Origin of the sequence: Ideonella sp. (assembly GCF_041287625.1) — a bacterium.
Classification (GTDB): Bacteria; Pseudomonadota; Gammaproteobacteria; order Burkholderiales; family Burkholderiaceae_C; genus Ideonella.
Genome location: NZ_JBGGNH010000018.1, coordinates 17,982 through 37,116, shown reverse-complemented (window position 1 = coordinate 37,116; position 19,135 = coordinate 17,982). Strand labels below are relative to the sequence as shown.

The window sequence follows — 19,135 nt, the reverse complement described above, 5'->3', positions numbered from 1 at the left end:
CCCCGTTTACACTGGCGGTATGCCAACGACAGTGACCTGCCGCTCTCCGGTAATCCGCGTGCCAGTGAGCCTGGGTGACCGTGCATATGACGTGATGATCGGCTCCGGCCTGCTGCGGGCCGAAGAGCTTTGGGTGGACTTGCCGCGTGCTTCGATCGCAGTGTTGGTGACCAACGTGACCGTGGCGCCGCTGTATGCCGCCACAGTGCAATCCCAACTGATGAACCGATTTAACAGGGTGCATGTTGTGACTCTGCCCGACGGCGAGCAGCACAAGACCTGGCACACGCTGAACCTGATCTTCGACCAATTGCTGGGTCACGAATGTGATCGGAAAACGGTGTTGGTGGCCCTCGGCGGCGGCGTGATCGGCGACATGACCGGTTTCGCCGCTGCTTGCTACATGCGCGGCGTGCCGTTTGTGCAGGTGCCCACCACGCTGCTGGCGCAGGTGGATTCCTCGGTGGGTGGCAAGACTGCCATCAACCATCCGCTTGGCAAGAACATGATCGGCGCGTTTTATCAGCCGCTTCGTGTCGTTTGCGATGTGGATACCTTGCAGACCTTGCCGCCGCGGGAAGTGGCTGCGGGGTTGGCGGAAGTCATCAAGTACGGCCCGATTGCGGACGCTGCCTTCCTGGACTGGCTCGAGACCCACATTGAAGACCTTGTGGCGCTCAAGCCCGAAGCGCTGACGCACGCGGTGCGCCGAAGCTGCGAGATCAAGGCGGCAGTGGTGGCGGCAGATGAACGTGAAGGCGGCCTGCGCGCCATCCTCAATTTCGGCCACACCTTCGGCCACGCCATCGAGGCTGGCCTGGGTTTTGGTGTCTGGCTGCATGGCGAGGCGGTTTCAGCAGGCATGGTGATGGCAGCGGATCTGTCAGAGCGGCTGGGACTGATGCCGGCTGGTTTTCGGGCGCGCTTGTCGACGCTGTTGCAACGTGCAGGGTTGCCTGTGGCAGGCCCGAAGTTGTCGATTGACGAGTACATCCAGCACATGCGGGTCGACAAGAAGGCAGAGGCTGGTGACATCCGCTTCGTGCTGATCGACCGCCTGGGCTCTGCCGTGGTGCGGTCCGCGCCGGTTGCGCTGGTGCGGCAGACGCTGGAGGCCTGCACCGCGTGATGAGCATTGCTCGCCTCGGCTTGCCGCCGCAGGCGGTTTACGCGGTGCCTCAGACCAGTCCCGGCGGCCGGCGCATTGCCGAACTGCCAGCGCCAACACGCAGCGACTTCCAGCGCGACCGCGACCGCATCGTGCATTGCACGGCCTTCCGCCGGCTGGTCTACAAGACGCAGGTTTTCCTCAATCATGAAGGCGACCTGTTTCGCACGCGACTGACGCATTCGCTGGAAGTGGCTCAGCTCGGGCGCTCCATCGCCCGCAGCCTCGGGCTGAACGAAGACTTGGTCGAGGCCATTTCGCTGGCGCATGACTTGGGCCATACGCCTTTTGGTCATGCCGGGCAGGATGCGTTGAACGACTGCATGGCCGATCACGGTGGTTTCGAGCACAACCTGCAGAGCTTGCGGGTTGTTGACGCCTTGGAACAGCGCTACCCCGGTTGGGACGGCCTGAACCTGTGCCTGGAAACGCGCGAGGGCATCCTGAAGCGCTGCCCGTTGCCGCTGGCAGCACAGATCGAGGCTCGCGAGCCGGCGGGTGTGGCCCGGCGGTTCATTGACGGCACGCAACCCAGCCTCGAGGCGCAACTCTGCAACCTGGCCGACGAGATCGCCTACAACGCCCACGACATCGATGACGGCGTGCGCTCAGGCTTGTTGAGCCTGGCAGCCTTGCGTGTTGTGCCGCTGTTCGCCCGCTTCGACGAGGAGGTGCAGCGCGACCATCCTGGCCTGGCCACCAAAGCGCCACGCCGCCTGCTCGCGGAAATCATCCGCCGCATGCTGTCGGCGCAGGTCTATGACGTGATCGACAGCGCCTCCGAAGCAATTGCAGTCGCTGCGCCAGCTTCTTGCGACGCCGTTCGTCAGCAGCCGGCGTTGATCCGCTTCACGGCCGACATGCGTCACGCCAGTGCCGAGCTGAAGCGCTTCCTCTTCCGCGAGTTGTACCGGCATCCGCAGGTCATGGACACGACCCAGCGTGGCCGCCGAATCATCACGGAGCTGTTTGCTGCCTACCTGCACGACCCGCAGCAATTGCCGGAAGAACATCGCGGACTCGACGCCGCGGGCGGCATCGGCCCGCGTTGCGTGGCCGACTACATCGCCGGCATGACCGACCGCTTCGCCACCCGTGAGCACGAGCGCCTCACCGGCAGGCGCGTCTTCCTCGACGACTGACCGCGAGCCATCCCATGCAGATCCGCGCCGATAAATGGGGTCGGAGTCAATTTGTTAGACTGCCGGCATGGCCCGTCAAGCTCGCATGTCGGTCGCGGGATATCCGCATCACTTGATCCAGCGCGGTCACAACCGTGCTGACGTTTTCGTTGATGATGCCGACCGCCAGCGTTACCTGGACATCCTTCGAGACGTTGCGCACGAGCACAAAGTGGCCGTGCATGCCTATGTACTGATGGGCAATCACGCGCACCTGTTGGCCACGCCCGAGACCGCTGAAGGCCTCAGCCGCATGATGCAGAGCCTGGGCCGGCGCTACGTCGGTTGGTTCAACCACAGGCACCAGCGGACCGGCACGCTCTGGGAAGGGCGCTTCCGGTCCCACCTGGTCGATGCCGATGCCTATCTGTTGAGTTGCCTTCGCTACATCGAGCTCAACCCGCATCGTGCCGGCTTGGTCTCAGGTTTGCTTGACCACCCCTGGTCCAGCATGGCGCACCACCTCGGACAGCGACGCGATCCATTGGTGACTGACCACCCCGCATTTTGGCAACTCGGGAACACGCCCTTCGAACGAGAAGCTGCTTATCGGCAATGGTTGGAAGAGGGAATTTCCGAATCCGAGCGACAGCGCCTGACCGAGAGCCTGCTGAAGGCGCGCCCGCTCGGCAGCCCGCGCTTCATGCAGCAGTTGTCGCAAGAACTGGCACGGCCCTTGGTTCCCAGGCCGCGCGGTCGGCCTCGCAAGCCCACCGCGACGGAATGACTCCGTCCCCATTTAAACGAGGAGGCCGCATTCGTGGTCCACTTAATTCACTCTGACCCCAATTTATAGAACTTGAAGGGGGAGGCGTATTTGCGCACACTAGGGTCATTCCCCAGCTACCGTCGAGGATTGCGCCATGACCCAGGCCGCCACGGGACCTACCCGCCAAGAAATCGAATCGCTCGCCAAGGGCGGCTTGTATGACCCGACACAGGAGCACGACGCCTGCGGCGTCGGCTTCGTGGCCCACATCCAGGGCCTGAAGGCGCACCACATCGTCGAGCAGGGGCTGAAGATCCTGGAGAACCTGGATCACCGCGGCGCGGTGGGTGCGGACAAGCTGATGGGCGACGGCGCCGGCATCCTGATTCAGATCCCGGACGAGTTCTTCCGCGCCGAAATGGCCGCGCAAGGTGTGGCGCTGCCGCCGTTGGGTGAGTATGGCGTCGGCATGATCTTCCTGCCGAAGGAGCATGCGTCCCGCCTGGCCTGCGAGCAGGAACTGGAGCGCGCCATCAAGGCCGAAGGCCAGGTGCTGCTGGGCTGGCGAGACGTGCCGGTGGACCGCGACATGCCGATGTCGCCCACCGTGCGCACCACCGAGCCGGTGATCCGCCAGGTCTTCATCGGCCGCGGGCAGGACGTCATCGTGCCGGACGCGCTCGAACGCAAGCTCTACGTGATCCGCAAGACGGCTTCAGCTGCCATCCAGCGCCTGAAGCTCACGCACAGCCGCGAGTATTACGTGCCCAGCATGAGCTGCCGCACCATCATCTACAAGGGCCTGCTGCTGGCTGACCAGGTCGGCAAGTACTACAAGGACCTGGCCGATCCGCGCACCGTCTCGGCACTCGCGCTGGTGCACCAACGTTTCTCGACCAACACTTTCCCGGAATGGCCGCTGGCGCACCCTTACCGCATGGTGGCGCACAACGGCGAGATCAACACCGTCAAGGGCAACTTCAACTGGATGCGCGCCCGCGAAGGCGTGATGAAGTCGCCGGTGCTGGGCGACGACCTGCAGAAGCTCTACCCGATCAGCTTCGAAGGCCAATCCGACACCGCCACCTTCGACAACGCGCTGGAACTGCTGACCATGAGCGGCTATCCGCTCGCTCAGGCCGCGATGATGATGATTCCCGAGGCCTGGGAGCAGCACGAGAAGATGGACCCGAGGCGCCGCGCGTTCTATGAATATCACGCCTCGATGATCGAGCCCTGGGACGGCCCGGCCGCGATGGTTTTCACAGACGGCAAGCAGATCGGCGCAACGCTGGACCGCAACGGCCTGCGCCCGGCGCGCTACATCGTCACCGACGACGACCTGGTGGTCATGGCCTCGGAAAGCGGCGTGCTGCCCATTCCCGAGAACCGCATCGTCAAGAAGTGGCGCCTGCAGCCGGGCAAGATGTTCCTGATCGACCTGGAGCAGGGCCGCATCGTCGACGACGCCGAACTGAAGAACCAGTTCGCCAGCGCCCGCCCGTATCGCCAGTGGATCGACAACGTCCGTGTCAAGCTGGACGACGTGCCGGCCAGTGCCGCGGTCTCCACCAGCTTCGCCGAAGCGCTGCTGGACCGCCAGCAGGCTTTTGGCTACACGCAGGAGGACATCAAGTTCCTGATGGCGCCGATGGCGATTGCCGGCGAAGAAGGCATCGGCTCGATGGGCAACGACTCGCCGCTGGCCGTGCTGTCGGATAAGAACAAGCCGCTCTACAGCTACTTCAAGCAGCTGTTCGCCCAGGTCACGAACCCGCCGATCGACCCGATTCGCGAAGCCATCGTGATGTCGCTCAACAGCTTCATCGGTCCCAAGCCCAACCTGCTGGACATCAACGCGGTGAACCCGCCGATGCGCCTCGAAGTGGCCCAGCCCATCCTGGACTTCCAGGACATGGCGCGGCTGCGCGCGATCGAGGCCCACACCAGCGGCAAGTTCAAGCCCTACGAGCTGAAGATCACCTACCCGCTGGCCTGGGGCAAGGCCGGCGTCGAGGCCAAGCTGGCCTCGCTGTGCGCCGAAGCGGTGGACGCGCTGAAGAGCGGCCACAACATCCTGATCATCACCGACCGGGCGATGGACCGCGAACACGTGGCCATCCCCGCGCTGCTCGCGCTCTCCGCGGTGCACCACCATCTGGTGCGCGAGGGCCTGCGCACGACGGCTGGCCTGGTCGTCGAGACCGGCTCGGCGCGCGAGGTGCATCACTTCGCGGTACTCGCCGGCTACGGCGCCGAAGCCGTGCACCCGTACCTGGCGCTGGAGACGCTGGCGGCGATGCACGCCGACCTGCCGGCCGATCTGTCGACCGACAAGGCGATCTACAACTACGTCAAGGCCATCGGCAAGGGTCTGTCGAAGATCATGTCCAAGATGGGCGTGTCGACCTACATGTCCTACTGCGGCGCCCAGTTGTTCGAGGCCATCGGCCTGAACCGCGACATGGTTGCCAAGTACTTCCGCGGCACCGCCACGCAGGTCGAAGGCATTGGCGTGTTCGAAGTGGCCGAAGAAGCGTTGCGCAACCACCGCGCAGCGTTTGGCGAAGACCCGCTGCTCGAAGGCATGCTGGAAACCGGTGGCGAATACGCCTGGCGCACCCGCGGCGAAGACCACATGTGGTCGCCGGACGCGATTGCCAAGCTGCAGCACAGCACCCGTTCGGGCAAGTTCGACACCTACAAGGAATACGCCCAGCTGATCAACGACCAGAGCCGCCGCCACCTGACGCTGCGCGGCCTGTTCGAGTTCAAGTTCGACCCCAGCAAGGCGATTCCGCTGGAAGAGGTCGAGTCGGCGGCCGACATCGTCAAGCGCTTCGCGACCGGCGCGATGTCGCTGGGTTCGATCTCCACCGAAGCCCACTCCACGCTGGCCATTGCCATGAACCGCATTGGCGGCAAGAGCAACACCGGCGAAGGCGGCGAAGACCCGGCGCGCTATCGCAACGAGCTCAAGGGCATCCCGATCAACGCCGGCACCAAGGTGTCCGACGTGATTGGCGCCGATGTGATCGAGTCCGACTACACGCTGAAAGACGGCGACAGCCTGCGCTCGCGCATCAAGCAGGTCGCCTCGGGCCGCTTCGGTGTCACGACCGAGTACCTGGTCTCGGCCGACCAGATCCAGATCAAGATGGCCCAGGGCGCCAAGCCCGGCGAGGGCGGCCAGTTGCCAGGCGGCAAGGTCACCGAATACATCGGCCGCCTGCGCCACTCGGTGCCGGGCGTGGGCCTCATCAGCCCGCCGCCGCACCATGACATCTATTCGATCGAGGACCTGGCGCAGCTGATCCACGACCTGAAGAACGTGAACCCGCGCGCCAGCATCAGCGTCAAGCTGGTGTCCGAGGTTGGCGTGGGCACCATTGCGGCCGGCGTGACCAAGTGCAAGGCCGATCACATCGTGATCGCCGGGCATGACGGCGGCACTGGCGCCTCACCGTGGTCGTCCATCAAGCATGCTGGCTCGCCGTGGGAGCTGGGCCTGGCCGAGACGCAGCAGACGCTGGTGCTGAACCGCCTGCGCGGCCGCGTGCGCGTGCAGGCCGACGGCCAGATGAAGACCGGCCGCGACGTCGTCATCGGCGCGCTGCTGGGTGCTGACGAATTCGGCTTCGCCACCGCACCGCTGGTGGTCGAAGGCTGCATCATGATGCGCAAGTGCCACCTGAACACCTGCCCGGTCGGCGTCGCCACGCAGGACCCGGTGCTGCGCAAGAAGTTCGCCGGCAAGCCCGAGCACGTCGTGAACTTCTTCTTCTTCGTCGCTGAAGAAGCTCGCAGCATCATGGCCCAGCTGGGCATTCGCAAGTTCGATGAGCTGATCGGCCGCGCAGACTTGCTGGACACCAAGAAGGCCATCCAGCACTGGAAGGCGAGGGGCCTGGACTTCAGTCGCGTGTTCCACCTGCCCAAGGTGCCGGCCGAGGTGCCGCGCTTCCATGTCGAGTCGCAGGACCACGGCCTGGACCGGGCGCTGGACCGCAAGCTGATCGAAAAGTGCCGCGCCGCGATCGAAAAGGGCGAGAAGGTCCAGTTCATGGAGGACACGCGCAACGTCAACCGCACGGTGGGAGCCATGTTGTCCGGCGAGCTGATCCGCCATCGCCCCGAGGGCCTGCCGGACCACACCGTCTTCATCCAGATGGAAGGCACCGGCGGCCAGAGCTTTGCTTCATTCCTCGCGCCCGGCATCACGCTGTACCTGATCGGCGAAGCCAATGACTACACCGGCAAGGGCCTGTCCGGCGGCCGCGTGGTGGTGCGTCCCAGCATCGACTTCCGCGGCGACGCCAGCCGCAACATCATTGTCGGCAACACCGCGTTGATCGGCGCCACCAGCGGCGAGGCCTTCTTCCGTGGCGTGGCCGGCGAGCGCTTCGCGGTGCGCCTTTCGGGTGCCACGGCGGTCGTCGAAGGCACGGGCGATCATGGTTGCGAATACATGACCGGTGGCACCGTCGCCGTGCTGGGCGTGACCGGGCGCAACTTCGCGGCCGGCATGTCCGGTGGCCTGGCCTATGTCTACGACGAAGACGGCAAGTTCGCCGACCGCTGCAACACCTCGATGGTCGCGCTGGACAAGGTGCTGCCGGCCGCAGAGCAGGAAGCCAGCACCGACAAGGCGCTGTTCCATCGCGGCAAGAGCGACGAAGCCACGCTGAAGAAGCTGATCGAGGACCACCACCGCTGGACCGGCAGCCTGCGCGCCCGGGACATCCTGGACCACTGGGCCGAATCGCGCGCCAAGTTCGTCAAGGTCTTCCCGCACGAATACAAGCGCGCGCTGGGCGAGATGCACGCCAGGCAACAAGCCAGCGAAGTCGTGACCAAGGCGAAGGCCGTTGAAGCCACGAAGTCGGTCCCCGCCAAATAAGCCAGCCGCAGCACGCTAGGAATCAAACATCATGGGAAAAGTCACTGGCTTCATGGAGTACGACCGGCTCGAAGAGGGCTACCTGCCGGTCGAGTCGCGCCTGAAGAACTACAAGGAATTTGTCATCGGGCTGAAGAGCGATGACGCGAAGGTGCAGAGCGCCCGCTGCATGGACTGCGGCACGCCGTTCTGCAACAACGGCTGCCCGGTCAACAACATCATCCCGGACTTCAACGACCTGGTTTTCCGCAACGACTGGCGCAACGCGATCCGGGTGCTGCACAGCACCAACAACTTCCCCGAGTTCACCGGCCGCATCTGCCCGGCGCCCTGCGAAGCCGCCTGCACGCTGAACGTCAACGACGACGCGGTCGGCATCAAGTCCATCGAGCACGCCATCATCGACCGTGCCTGGGCCGAAGGCTGGGTTGCGCCGCAGCCAGCCAAGCACAAGACCGGCAAGCGCGTGGCCGTCGTTGGCTCGGGCCCGGCCGGCCTGGCCGCGGCGCAGCAACTGGCCCGCGCCGGCCATGACGTGGTGGTGTTCGAGAAGAACGACCGTGTCGGTGGCCTGCTGCGCTACGGCATTCCCGACTTCAAGATGGAGAAGACGCACATCGACCGCCGGGTCAAGCAAATGGAGGCCGAGGGCGTGGTGTTCCGCACTGGCGTGATGGTCGGCGCGCTGCCCAAGGGCAGCAAGGTCACCAACTGGGCCAAGGAGACCGTCAGCGCCGAGCAGCTGAAGGCCGAGTTCGACGCGGTGCTGCTGGCGGGCGGTGCAGAGCAGAGCCGCGACCTGCCGGTGCCGGGCCGCGAGCTGGAAGGCGTGTACTTCGCGATGGAGTTCCTGCCGCAACAAAACAAGGTCAACGCGGGCGACAAGCTCAAGGGCCAGCTGCGTGCCGAAGGCAAGCACGTCATCGTGATCGGTGGCGGCGACACCGGCTCCGACTGCGTTGGCACCAGCAACCGCCATGGTGCGGCCAGCGTCACGCAGTTCGAGCTGATGCCCACGCCGCCGGAAGAGGAAGACCGGCCGCTGACCTGGCCGTACTGGCCGTACAAGCTGCGCACCTCGTCCAGCCACGAAGAAGGCTGCCAGCGCGAGTTCGCCATTGCCACCAAGGAGTTTGTCGGCGAGAAAGGCAAGCTGACCGGCCTGAAGACGGTGCGCGTCGAATGGCAGGGCGGCAAGATGGTCGAAGTGCCGAACAGCGAGCAGTTGCTGAAGGCCGACATGGCGCTGCTGGCCATGGGCTTCGTGAACCCGGTCGGCACCATCCTCGAAGCCTTTGGCGTCGACAAGGACAACCGCGGCAACGCCAAGGCCACCACCGAGGCGCACCACGGCTACCGCACGTCTGTCGAGAAGGTGTTCGCCGCCGGCGACATGCGGCGCGGCCAGTCGCTGGTGGTCTGGGCGATCCGCGAAGGCCGGCAGGCGGCACGTTCGGTCGATGAATTCCTGATGGGCCACAGCGAGCTGCCGCGCTGAGCTGCGCACTTTTTCGCCCCTGCGATTCACTGCCGCTTCGCAACTCGGAAGCCCCTGCCGACCATTGGTCCGCGCAGGGGTTTCGCGTTTACCGGGCTGCTGCGACCGGGCTGGCGGCACCAGCTGTCAATGCAAGATGAACCTTGGTTCACCGCGGGGAAACCCCGCGCCACAGGCGAAACGCCAAGATCCGGTATCCTACGCATTGACTTTCCGGTCCCCAGCCAGTGGCTGCGCGTGGCCCCTCTTGTCTTCAACCCCTTTGAGTCCGGCCCTGGTGGCCGCGCTTGCCTTTGTCCCAAGCATTGATCGAGATCGACCACGTCACGTTTGGCTACGACCCGAGCCGGCGCATCCTGAACGACGTGTCGCTGAGCTTCCAGCGCGGCCAGGTCACCGCCATCCTGGGCGGATCGGGCTGCGGCAAGACCACGCTGCTGCGGCTGATCGGCGGCGTGCATGCCGTCAACAGCGGCAAGGTGATGTTCGACGGCGAAGAACTCAACGTGCGCGACAAGGCCCAGCTGTACCGGCTGCGCCGTCGGCTGGGCATGTTGTTCCAGTTCGGCGCCTTGTTCACCGACCTCAGCGTGTTCGAGAACGTGGCCTTCCCGCTGCGCGAGCACGGCGACCTGAGCGAGGAGATGATCCGCGACATCGTGCTGATGAAGCTCAACGCGGTGGGCCTGCGCGGCGCGGCTTCGTTGCGCATCAGCGAAGTCTCGGGTGGCATGGCGCGGCGCATTGCGCTGGCCCGCGCCGTGGCGCTGGACCCGGAAGTCATCATGTATGACGAGCCTTTTGCCGGGCTGGACCCGATCTCGATGAGCGTCACCGCGAACCTGATCCGCAAGCTCAACGACGCCACCGGCGCGACCACGCTGATGGTCTCGCACGACGTGCAGGAGTGTTTCCAGATCGCCGACTACGCTTACCTGATGGCGGCCGGCGGCCGCGTCGTGGCACATGGCACGCCTGCCGAGCTGAGCCAGTCGGAAGAGCCTGAAGTGCGCCAGTTCATCCGTGGCGAGCCCGACGGTCCGGTGCGATTCCACTATCCGGCCCAACCGCTGGCGCAAGAACTCGGCTTGGCGGCCGAGCCGGTGCAACCCGAGGCGGCAGCATGATCGACCTGATCGCGCGCCTGGGCGCTGCCACGCTGCGTGTCCTGCAGTCGCTGGGCCATGCCACGTTTTTCCTGTTCGACCTGATCCGTTTCCTGCCTGCAGCGCTGCGCCGTTTCGGGCTGGTCGTCACGCAGTTGCATGCCATCGGCAACCGCTCGCTGCTGATCATCCTGGCCTCCGGCATGGCGGTCGGCTTCGTGCTGGCGCTGCAGATGTACTACGCGCTGGTGACCTACGGCGCGGCCGAGTCGCTGGGCCTGATCGTCAATCTGGCACTGGTTCGCGAGCTGGGGCCAGTGGTCGCCGCGCTGCTGTTCGCTGGCCGGGCCGGCACTTCGCTGACGGCCGAGATCGGCCTGATGAAGGCCGGCGAGCAACTGGCGGCGATGGAGATGATGGCGATCGACCCGCGTGCTCGCGTGCTGGCGCCGCGTTTCCTCGGCGGCATCATCTCGATGCCGCTGTTGGCCGCGCTGTTCTCGGCCATCGGCATCCTCGGCGCCTATGTCGTTGCGGTGCTGCTGATCGGCGTGGACGCCGGCAACTTCTGGTCCATCATGCAATCCCGGGTGGACGTGTTTCGCGACGTGGGCAACGGCGTCGTCAAGTCCTGTGTGTTCGGCCTGATCTGCACCTCGGTGGCGCTGTACCAGGGCTATGAAAGCCAGGCAACGCCCGAAGGCGTGGCCCATGCGACCACGCGCACTGTCGTGATTGCTTCCCTGGGTGTGTTGGCAATGGACTTCCTGCTGACCGCCCTGATGTTCTCCACCCCTTGAGCCGCATGCCCAACCTCATGTCCAAGGCGGGAGCACGAAAGAACTGTTTATGAACAAGAAAAGCATCGAAATCCTGGTCGGCCTGTTTGTGCTGCTTGGCGCCGCCGCCATCGTCTTCCTGGCCCTCAAGGCGGCCAACCTGGCCAGCTTCTCCAGCACCGAGGGCTACCAGGTCAAGGCACGCTTCGACAACATCGGCGGGCTGAAGCCCCGCGCGCCGGTGCGCTCGGCCGGTGTCAATGTCGGACGGGTCAAGTCCATCACGTTGGACCCCGCCACCTACCAGGGCCTGGTCACGCTGGAGATCAGCAAGGGCGTGCAGTTTCCCAAGGACTCGTCGGCCAAGATCCTGACCGCCGGGCTGCTGGGTGACCAGTACGTGGGCATCGAGCCGGGGGCAGATGACAAGAACCTGGCCGCTGGTGACGTGATCAAGCAGACCCAGTCGGCCGTGGTGCTGGAGAACCTGATCGGACAGTTCTTGTTCAACAAGGCGGCCGATGCGGGCGCCGACAGCGCAGGGGATTCCAAATGAGCATGACGACACGCCGCAGCGGCCTTGCCGCTGCGTTGCTGGTGTTGAGCCTGGCCGCGCACGCGGGCGAGGACGACATCGCGGTTGCCGCAGAGCCGTCCGAAAGCCAGCAGTTGCAGGACGTCCAGGCCGCGCCGGTAGCCGAAGAAGCACAGCTCGCACCGGCAGAGGCAGACGCGCAGCAGGCCGCTCCGATGCCTGCGCCTGCCGCGCCCGACGCTGTCACACCCGTGGCCGAGCTGGCGAGTGCCGTCGCTGTCGAGGCCCAGGCGGACCGGGACACCGAAGCCAATGACAAGCCGGCGAGCCCGGTCCCGAACAAGCGCGATCCGTTCGAGTCCTTCAACCGCGGCGTGTTCTCGTTCAACGAAGGCCTGGACGCGCACCTGCTCAAGCCGGTGGCCGAGGGCTACAAGAAGGTCGTGCCGGAACTGGTCCGTACCGGCGTCGAGAACGTGCTGGGCAACCTGGGTGACGTCTGGTCCACCGTCAACAACCTGCTGCAGGGCAAGATCGAAGGCACCGCGCGCATGACGATGCGGGTGCTGAGCAACTCCATCATCGGCATGGGCGGCATCTTCGATCCGGCCACCGACATGGGCCTGGAGCGCTTGAGCGAGGACTTTGGCCAGACGCTGGGCCGCTGGGGCATGCCGCCCGGGCCTTACCTGGTGCTGCCGCTGCTCGGCCCGTCCACCGTGCGCGACGCGGCCGCGACGCCGGCCAACGTCTACTTCGGCCCGACCTATTTCATCGACGACTCGAACGTGTCGCTGGGCGTCGGGGTGTTGAACGTGATCAGCACCCGGGCCTCGCTGCTGGACGCTGGCCAGATGCTGGACTCGATCGCGCTCGACAAGTACAGCTTCCTGCGCGACGCCTACCTGGCCCGCCGCCGCAACCAGGTCTACGACGGCAACCCGCCGGACGAGCCGGACGACAGCGACGCCGATGGCGCGCCTGCGCCGGCCAAGCCCTGACGTCACACACAACTCGTCACGTCTCTCGCGTCGGCTGGAAGCCGGGCCCGGGCGTTGACTGCAAGCACTGACCGGGCTGTCCGCCCGCTGAAAGGAAATCCAGGCATGTCGTTCGCTCTGTTCCCGCGCGCCGCAATCGTGATCACCGTGGCCGCCTCGGCCCTCGTCTCCACCGCCGTGTTCGCGCAAGCCACCGCGCCCGATGCGCTGATCAAGGATTTGTCCACCGAGGTCATCGACACGGTGAAATCAGACAAGGCGATCCAGGCTGGCGACGTCAGCAAGATCGTCGCCCTGGTCGACGCGAAGGTGATGCCCAACGTCAACTTCCAGCGCATGACGGCCTCGGCCGTGGGCCGCCACTGGCGTGGCGCCACGCCGGAGCAGCAAAAGCGCCTGCAGGAAGAGTTCAAGATCCTGCTGGTGCGCACCTATGCCGGCGCGCTGACCCAGGTCAAGGACCAGACGGTCGCCCTGAAGCCTTACCGCGCCGCTGTGGAAGACACCGAAGTCGTTGTGCGCACCGAGATCAAGGGCAAGGGCGAACCGATCCAGCTGGACTACCGGCTGGAGAAGACGGCCGCGGGCTGGAAGATCTATGACGTCAACGTGCTGGGCGTCTGGCTGGTCGAGCAATACAAGAGCAGCTTCGCGCAGGAAATCGGCACCAGCGGCGTCGATGGCCTCATCGCCAAGCTGGCCGAGAAGAACAAGGCGGCCGCCGGTTCGAAGGGCTGATCTCGCGATGATTGCCTTGCCCGCCCACCTGACGCTGCGTGAAGCGCGCGCCACGCTGGCCACCTTGACGCCGGTGATCGCAGCCAGCACCGAGCCGGTGATCGAGGTGGACGCGGCTGCGCTGACGCACATCGACTCCGCCACGCTGGCGGTGCTGCTGGCCTGCCGGCGCAGTGCCGAGGCCCAGCAGCGGCGCTTCGTGGTGCTGAATGCGCCGGCCCGGCTGGTCGAGCTGGCCACTTTGTACGGCGTGCAGGACCTGCTGGGGCTGCAGGCGCACTGAGTCAGCTGCACCCCAACGGTCAATGACCCACGGCCGCGCGAACCTCAGGTTCACGCGGCCGTTGTGCTTTCTAGGCCCGCGCTATTCCGGTTGCGCATAGCGCCGCATGCGCAGGTTGCGCTTGATCTCCTGCAGCACCGGCCGCTGGGCCTGGCCCAGGCGCAGGGCCACGCCGGTGGTCAGGATGTCGATGATCATCAGGTGCAGCATGCGCGAGACCATCGGGCTGTAGCGGTCGTAGTCTTCCGGGTGGTCGGCCGCCAGCAGGATCTGGTTCTGGTTTTGCGCGAGCTGGGCCAGCGGCGAACTGCTGGCGGTGATGACGATCAGCGTTGCACCCTTGCGCAGCGCGATCTCGGCCACGTCGATCAGGTCCTTGCTGCGGCCCGAGTTGCTGATGATGACGGCGCAGTCCTCGGCCTTCAGCATCGTCGCGCTCATGATCTGCACATGGCCATCGCTCATCGCCACCGCGTTGACGCCAAGCCGGAAGAACTTGTGCTGCGCGTCCTGGGCGACGATGCCGGAATTGCCCACGCCGTAGAACTCGACCCGGCCCTTGACCTGCGCGGTGGTCGTCAGCGCCGCCAGCGCGCGCTCGAAGGCATGGCCGGTCGCGTCATTGCGGTACTTCAGCATGGCCGCCACGGCGTTGTCGATCACCTTGACGATCAGGTCACCCGGCTTGTCGTCCTCGTCCACCGAGCGGTGCACAAACGGCACGCCTTCGTTGACCGTGCCGGCCAGCTTCAGCTTGAAGTCGGCCAGCCCGTCATAGCCCACGCTGCGGCAGAAGCGCACCACGGTCGGTTTGCTGACATGCGAGCGCTCGGCCAGCTCGCCCACCGGCATCGACGAAAAGCTGCGCGGATCCTGCAGCACCAGCTTGGCCACGCGCTGCTCCGCAGGCGGCAAGGCGGGAATGGAGGCTCGGATGCGGTCCAGCATGATGGGTGACCTGGTTGGCTGTGGCTCGGGCTGGGCGAGGTTCATCGGCATGTCCTCACCTCTTTTTTCAGATCACTGCTCTTCGGCCCAGGCGAAACCGTCTCGCGCGACCAAGGCGCTGGCGGCCGCAGGCCCCCAGCCACCGGCCGCGTAGGTCTTCAGGTCGCTGGGGTTGCCTTCCCAGGCATCCAGGATGGGTTCGACCCAGCGCCAGGCCTGTTCCTGCTCGTCGCTGCGCACGAACAGGTTCAACCGGCCGGCAATCGCGTCCAGCAGCAGGCGTTCGTAGGCGCCCACTCGCTCGGAGGGGAAGGCCTTGTCGAAGTCCAGGTCCAGTGACACCGGCGCCAGCTGCTCGGCCGGGCCGGAGCCCTTGGCGGCCAGCAGGTGCAGCTCCAACCCGTCTTCCGGCTGCAGGTTGATCACCAGCTTGTTCGCGCGGCCGTTGCTGGCAAAGATCGGGTGCGGCACCGGGCGGAAGTTGACGACGATCTGTGCGTCCCGTGCGGCCAGCCGCTTGCCGGTGCGCAGGTAGAAGGGCACGCCGGCCCAGCGCCAGTTCTGCACCTCGGTGCGCAGCGCCACGAAGGTTTCGCAGCTGCTGTCCTTCGGCACCTTCACTTCGTCCAGGTAGCCGGGCACCGGCTTGCCGTCCACCGTGCCGGCCTTGTACTGGCCGCGCAGCACGTCGCGCGTCACGCTGTCCGGCGTGAAGGGCTTGAGGGACTTCAATACCTTGAGCTTCTCGTCGCGGATGGCGTCGGCGTCGTTGGTCGACGGCGGCTCCATTGCAATCATCGTCAGCAACTGCAGCGCATGGTTCTGGATCATGTCGCGCAGCGCACCGGTGCGGTCGTAGAAGTCCCCCCGCGTGCCCACGCCGATGGACTCGGCCAGCGTGATCTGGATGTTGGCAATGCTCTCGCGGCGCCACAGCGGCTCGAACAGCGCATTCGCAAAACGCAGCGCCATCAGGTTCTGCACCGAAGGCTTGCCGAGGTAGTGGTCGATGCGGAAGGCCTGGCGCTCGTTGAACACCGAGCGCACCACGCGGTTGATTTCCTGCGCGCTCGCCAGGTCGTGGCCCAGCGGTTTTTCCAGCACCACGCGCACCCGTTCTTCGTTCAGCCCGGCGGCGCCCAGCTGTTCGCAGATCACCGGGAACAGGTACGGGCTGGTCGCCAGGTACAGCACCACGGTTTCGGCACTGCGCGCGTCCAGCCATTGCTTCAGGCCGGCGTAGTCCTCGGGCTTGGACAGGTCCATGCGCCGGTAATGCAGCAGGTCGGCAAAGCGGGCGAACTCCTCGTCGCTCGGCCGCTTCGAGCTTTCGACTTCGGCGAAGCGCTCCTTGATGAAGCTGCGGTAATCGTCGTCGCTGCGTTCATCTCGCGCCACCGCCAGGATGCGGCCGCCGGCTGGCAGCTTGCCATGACGGAAGGCCTGGAACAGCGCGGGCATCAGCTTGCGCCAGGTGAGGTCGCCGGTGCCGCCAAAAAACACGAGGTCGAAAGACATGGGAGTGGATGTGTAATTTAATTACCTGGTTCATGATGCATGAGTTTCTTGGACCGGTCAATCCGGCCTGCCAGGGAGGCCAGGGCCGGCTGGCGGCACCTGTCCTGCATGCGTCCACAGCGTCGGAACGTAACCGAAACGTACTTGCCGCGTCACGCAATCGCGGTCTAATTGCAGCTGCCGTGGCGCGCCCTTCGCGCGTCGGCCCTTCTGATGAACCAGCTCGACCAACTCAAGGCCTTCACCACCGTCGTTGCCGACACCGGCAACTTCAAGCAGATGGCGCAATACGCGCCACGCGACGCGACCACCAACCCTTCGCTGATCCTGAAGGCCGTGCAAAACGCGGACTACGCGCCGCTGCTCCGCGACACCGTTGCCGCGCACCGCGGCGAGCCGCTGGACCGCATCGTCGACCAGGTGCTGGTGCGCTTCGGCCTGGAGATCCTGAAGGTCGTGCCGGGCCGGGTCTCGACCGAAGTCGACGCCCGTCTGTCCTTCGACACCGCGGCCACCATCGCCCGTGCCCACTACCTGATCGGCCTGTACGAGGCTGCCGGCATTGCCCGCGAACGCGTGCTGATCAAGATCGCCGCGACCTGGGAGGGCATCCAGGCCGCCAAGGCGCTGGAGCAGGTCGGCATCCATTGCAACCTGACACTGCTGTTCAGCTTCTGCCAGGCCGTGGCCTGCGGCGAAGCCGGCATCCAGCTGATCTCGCCCTTCGTCGGCCGCATCTACGACTGGTACAAGAAGCAGGCCGGCGCCAGCTGGGACGAGGCCGCGATGGCCGGTGCCAACGACCCCGGCGTGCGCTCGGTCAGCCACATCTACCGCTACTACAAGAAGTTCGGCATCAAGACCGAGGTCATGGGCGCCAGCTTCCGCAACGTCGGCCAGATCACCGCGTTGGCTGGCTGCGACCTGCTGACCATCAGCCCGGACCTGCTGGCCCAGCTGCAGGCCAGCGACGCGCCGCTGCAGGCCGCGTTGACCCCGGCGCTGGCCGAGGCTGCCACTGACCTGCATGCCGTCAGCTACCAGGAAAGCAGCTTCCGCTACGCGCTCAACGAAGACGCGATGGGCACCGAGAAGCTGGCCGAAGGCATCCGCGCGTTCGCCGTGGACGCTTCCAAGCTCGACCAGCTGATCGTGGGGCTGCAATGAGCGCAGCCGCTGCACCCCGCTGCGACCAGACGATTGCCTGGACGGCGCTGCAAGGCCACTTCCAGGCCCACGGCCGCGGCCTGGACCTGCGCGAGGCCTTTGCCCGTGACGCTGGCCGCTTCGCCGAGTTCAGCGTGCAGGCGCCGGAGGTGTTTGCCGACCTGTCCAAGAACCGCTGGGACGCGACCACGCGCCGCCTGCTGGTGGAACTGGCCGAGGCCTGCCAACTGCCCGCGCGGCGGGACGCGATGCTGGCCGGCGAGCCGATCAACAGCACCGAAGGCCGGGCCGTCTTGCACACCGCGCTGCGCGCCCCGCGCGGCCAGGGCTTGTTCAGCACCGAAGTGCATGAGGTACTGGACAGCATGCTGGCCTTCGCCGAGCGCGTGCGGGACGTGGCGACCAGCGGCATCACCGACATCGTCAACATCGGCATCGGCGGTTCCGACCTCGGCCCGCAGATGGCGATGCCCGCGCTGCAGCCCTACGCGCACCCCGGGCTGCGGCTGCATTTCGTCTCCAACGTCGACGGCCACGACATCACGCCGGTGCTGTCCCAGCTGCGCCCCGAGCGCACGCTGTTCATCATCGCCTCCAAGACCTTCACCACGCAGGAGACCATGGCCAACGCCGCGGTCGCGCGGCAGTGGTTCGTCGAGCAAGGCGGGCAGGACGTGGCCAAGCACTTCGTCGGCGTCACCACCAACCTCGAAGCCGCGGCCAAGTTCGGCATCAGCGAGACCTTCGGCTTTTGGGACTGGGTCGGCGGCCGCTATTCACTGTGGAGCGCCATCGGCCTGCCCATCGCCATCGGCATTGGCAGCGAAAACTTCCGTGCCTTCCTGGCCGGTGCGCATGCAATGGACCGCCATTTCGCCGAAGCCCCGCTGGCCGGCAACCTGCCGGTGCAGCTCGGCCTGCTGGACGTCTGGTACCGCAATTTCCACGGCTTCACCAGCCGCTCCGTCGCGCCCTACCACCAGGGCCTGAAGCGCTTCCCGGCTTACCTGCAGCAACTGGAGATGGAGTCCAACGGCAAGTGTGTGGACATGGCCGGCCAGGCCTTGCCCTACGGCACCAGCCCCGTCGTCTGGGGCGAGCCTGGCACCAATGGCCAGCACGCCTACTTCCAGATGTTGCACCAGGGCACCGACGTGATCCCGGTCGAGTTCATTGCCGTGAAGACGCCCACTCACCCGCACGCCGATCTGCACACCAAGCTGCTGGCCAACTGCCTGGCGCAAAGCCAGGCGCTGATGCTGGGCAAGACTGCCGCCGAAGCCGCAACCGAATCCGCACCCACCGCGTCCAAGACCTTGGACCGCGAGGTGCTGTCCCACCACCGCAGCTTCCCCGGCAACCGCCCGAGCAGCACGTTGGTGCTGGATGCGTTGACGCCGAGCGCGCTGGGCGCGCTGATCGCGCTCTACGAGCACCGCGTGTTCGTCAGCAGTGCGATCTGGGGCATCAACAGCTTCGACCAATGGGGCGTGGAGCTGGGCAAGGCCTTGTGCAGCCAACTGCTGCCCCGTTTTGGCACGGGTGATGCGGCTGGCCTCGACGGGTCCACCGCCGGACTTCTGGCGAAATTGCGGGCTTGAGGT

At 65.7% G+C, this 19,135-nt stretch carries 15 protein-coding genes; 13 read left to right on the top strand and 2 right to left on the bottom strand.

Translation table 11 applies throughout. The annotated features are described in order from the left end of the window. Positions 1-19: 19 nt before the first annotated feature. From aroB to ACAH41_RS06995, 11 genes are all read left to right on the top strand, one after another. Positions 20-1,129: a 3-dehydroquinate synthase gene (aroB, locus tag ACAH41_RS07045; RefSeq protein ID WP_325652040.1), complete on the top strand. Its 1,110-nt coding sequence runs from the start codon at positions 20-22 to the stop codon at positions 1,127-1,129. Next, complete coding sequence (locus ACAH41_RS07040; protein WP_325652039.1) at positions 1,129-2,310, top strand: deoxyguanosinetriphosphate triphosphohydrolase; 1,182 nt, start codon at positions 1,129-1,131, stop codon at positions 2,308-2,310. Before aroB ends, ACAH41_RS07040 begins: the two co-directional genes overlap by 1 nt. Before the next feature lie 67 nt (positions 2,311-2,377). Further along, positions 2,378-3,076, top strand: a complete 699-nt coding sequence (locus ACAH41_RS07035) for a transposase (protein ID WP_325652037.1) — start codon at positions 2,378-2,380, stop codon at positions 3,074-3,076. A gap of 136 nt (positions 3,077-3,212) precedes the next feature. Further along, on the top strand, positions 3,213-7,958 hold the full coding sequence (locus tag ACAH41_RS07030) for a glutamate synthase-related protein (protein ID WP_370538234.1): 4,746 nt from the start codon (positions 3,213-3,215) through the stop codon (positions 7,956-7,958). A 31-nt stretch (positions 7,959-7,989) separates the two neighbouring features. Continuing rightward, positions 7,990-9,456, top strand: a complete 1,467-nt coding sequence (locus tag ACAH41_RS07025) for a glutamate synthase subunit beta (protein ID WP_325652033.1) — start codon at positions 7,990-7,992, stop codon at positions 9,454-9,456. Positions 9,457-9,743: 287 nt separating this feature from the next. Further along, a complete protein-coding gene (locus ACAH41_RS07020) occupies positions 9,744-10,583 on the top strand; it encodes an ABC transporter ATP-binding protein (protein ID WP_325652031.1) in 840 nt (279 codons plus the stop codon). Continuing rightward, positions 10,580-11,362, top strand: a complete 783-nt coding sequence (gene mlaE / locus ACAH41_RS07015) for a lipid asymmetry maintenance ABC transporter permease subunit MlaE (RefSeq protein ID WP_325652029.1) — start codon at positions 10,580-10,582, stop codon at positions 11,360-11,362. The genes ACAH41_RS07020 and mlaE overlap by 4 nt, the downstream gene beginning before the upstream one ends. A gap of 49 nt (positions 11,363-11,411) precedes the next feature. Continuing rightward, a complete protein-coding gene (gene mlaD, locus ACAH41_RS07010; RefSeq protein ID WP_325652027.1) occupies positions 11,412-11,897 on the top strand; it encodes an outer membrane lipid asymmetry maintenance protein MlaD in 486 nt (161 codons plus the stop codon). Continuing rightward, a complete protein-coding gene (locus ACAH41_RS07005) occupies positions 11,894-12,877 on the top strand; it encodes a VacJ family lipoprotein (protein WP_325652025.1) in 984 nt (327 codons plus the stop codon). Before mlaD ends, ACAH41_RS07005 begins: the two co-directional genes overlap by 4 nt. Before the next feature lie 105 nt (positions 12,878-12,982). Then, a complete protein-coding gene (locus tag ACAH41_RS07000; protein WP_325652023.1) occupies positions 12,983-13,615 on the top strand; it encodes an ABC transporter substrate-binding protein in 633 nt (210 codons plus the stop codon). A 7-nt stretch (positions 13,616-13,622) separates the two neighbouring features. Further along, positions 13,623-13,898, top strand: a complete 276-nt coding sequence (locus ACAH41_RS06995; RefSeq protein ID WP_325652021.1) for an STAS domain-containing protein — start codon at positions 13,623-13,625, stop codon at positions 13,896-13,898. Positions 13,899-13,979: 81 nt separating this feature from the next. Here ACAH41_RS06995 and ACAH41_RS06990 read toward each other — a convergent pair whose 3' ends face one another. Continuing rightward, positions 13,980-14,846, bottom strand: coding sequence for a MurR/RpiR family transcriptional regulator (locus tag ACAH41_RS06990; RefSeq protein ID WP_325652092.1), 867 nt, complete (start codon positions 14,844-14,846; stop codon positions 13,980-13,982). A 72-nt stretch (positions 14,847-14,918) separates the two neighbouring features. Further along, the gene (gene zwf, locus ACAH41_RS06985; RefSeq protein ID WP_325652019.1) at positions 14,919-16,364 is read right to left on the bottom strand and encodes a glucose-6-phosphate dehydrogenase; all 1,446 of its coding nucleotides are present in this window, start codon (positions 16,362-16,364) and stop codon (positions 14,919-14,921) included. Positions 16,365-16,577: 213 nt separating this feature from the next. On the opposite strand from zwf, the gene tal reads away from it, so the two are divergent. After that, on the top strand, positions 16,578-17,531 hold the full coding sequence (tal, locus tag ACAH41_RS06980; protein WP_325652017.1) for a transaldolase: 954 nt from the start codon (positions 16,578-16,580) through the stop codon (positions 17,529-17,531). Continuing rightward, positions 17,528-19,132: a glucose-6-phosphate isomerase gene (gene pgi / locus ACAH41_RS06975; protein ID WP_325652015.1), complete on the top strand. Its 1,605-nt coding sequence runs from the start codon at positions 17,528-17,530 to the stop codon at positions 19,130-19,132. Before tal ends, pgi begins: the two co-directional genes overlap by 4 nt. The last annotated feature ends 3 nt before the right edge of the window (positions 19,133-19,135 follow it).

Coding starts and splice junctions, on each gene's coding strand:
- aroB (WP_325652040.1), top strand. CDS start 20: ATGCCAACGACAGTGACCTGCCGCTCTCCGGTAATCCGCGTGCCAGTG.
- ACAH41_RS07040 (WP_325652039.1), top strand. CDS start 1,129: ATGAGCATTGCTCGCCTCGGCTTGCCGCCGCAGGCGGTTTACGCGGTG.
- ACAH41_RS07035 (WP_325652037.1), top strand. CDS start 2,378: ATGGCCCGTCAAGCTCGCATGTCGGTCGCGGGATATCCGCATCACTTG.
- ACAH41_RS07030 (WP_370538234.1), top strand. CDS start 3,213: ATGACCCAGGCCGCCACGGGACCTACCCGCCAAGAAATCGAATCGCTC.
- ACAH41_RS07025 (WP_325652033.1), top strand. CDS start 7,990: ATGGGAAAAGTCACTGGCTTCATGGAGTACGACCGGCTCGAAGAGGGC.
- mlaE (WP_325652029.1), top strand. CDS start 10,580: ATGATCGACCTGATCGCGCGCCTGGGCGCTGCCACGCTGCGTGTCCTG.
- mlaD (WP_325652027.1), top strand. CDS start 11,412: ATGAACAAGAAAAGCATCGAAATCCTGGTCGGCCTGTTTGTGCTGCTT.
- ACAH41_RS07005 (WP_325652025.1), top strand. CDS start 11,894: ATGAGCATGACGACACGCCGCAGCGGCCTTGCCGCTGCGTTGCTGGTG.
- ACAH41_RS07000 (WP_325652023.1), top strand. CDS start 12,983: ATGTCGTTCGCTCTGTTCCCGCGCGCCGCAATCGTGATCACCGTGGCC.
- ACAH41_RS06995 (WP_325652021.1), top strand. CDS start 13,623: ATGATTGCCTTGCCCGCCCACCTGACGCTGCGTGAAGCGCGCGCCACG.
- ACAH41_RS06990 (WP_325652092.1), bottom strand. CDS start 14,846: ATGCTGGACCGCATCCGAGCCTCCATTCCCGCCTTGCCGCCTGCGGAG.
- zwf (WP_325652019.1), bottom strand. CDS start 16,364: ATGTCTTTCGACCTCGTGTTTTTTGGCGGCACCGGCGACCTCACCTGG.
- tal (WP_325652017.1), top strand. CDS start 16,578: ATGAACCAGCTCGACCAACTCAAGGCCTTCACCACCGTCGTTGCCGAC.
- pgi (WP_325652015.1), top strand. CDS start 17,528: ATGAGCGCAGCCGCTGCACCCCGCTGCGACCAGACGATTGCCTGGACG.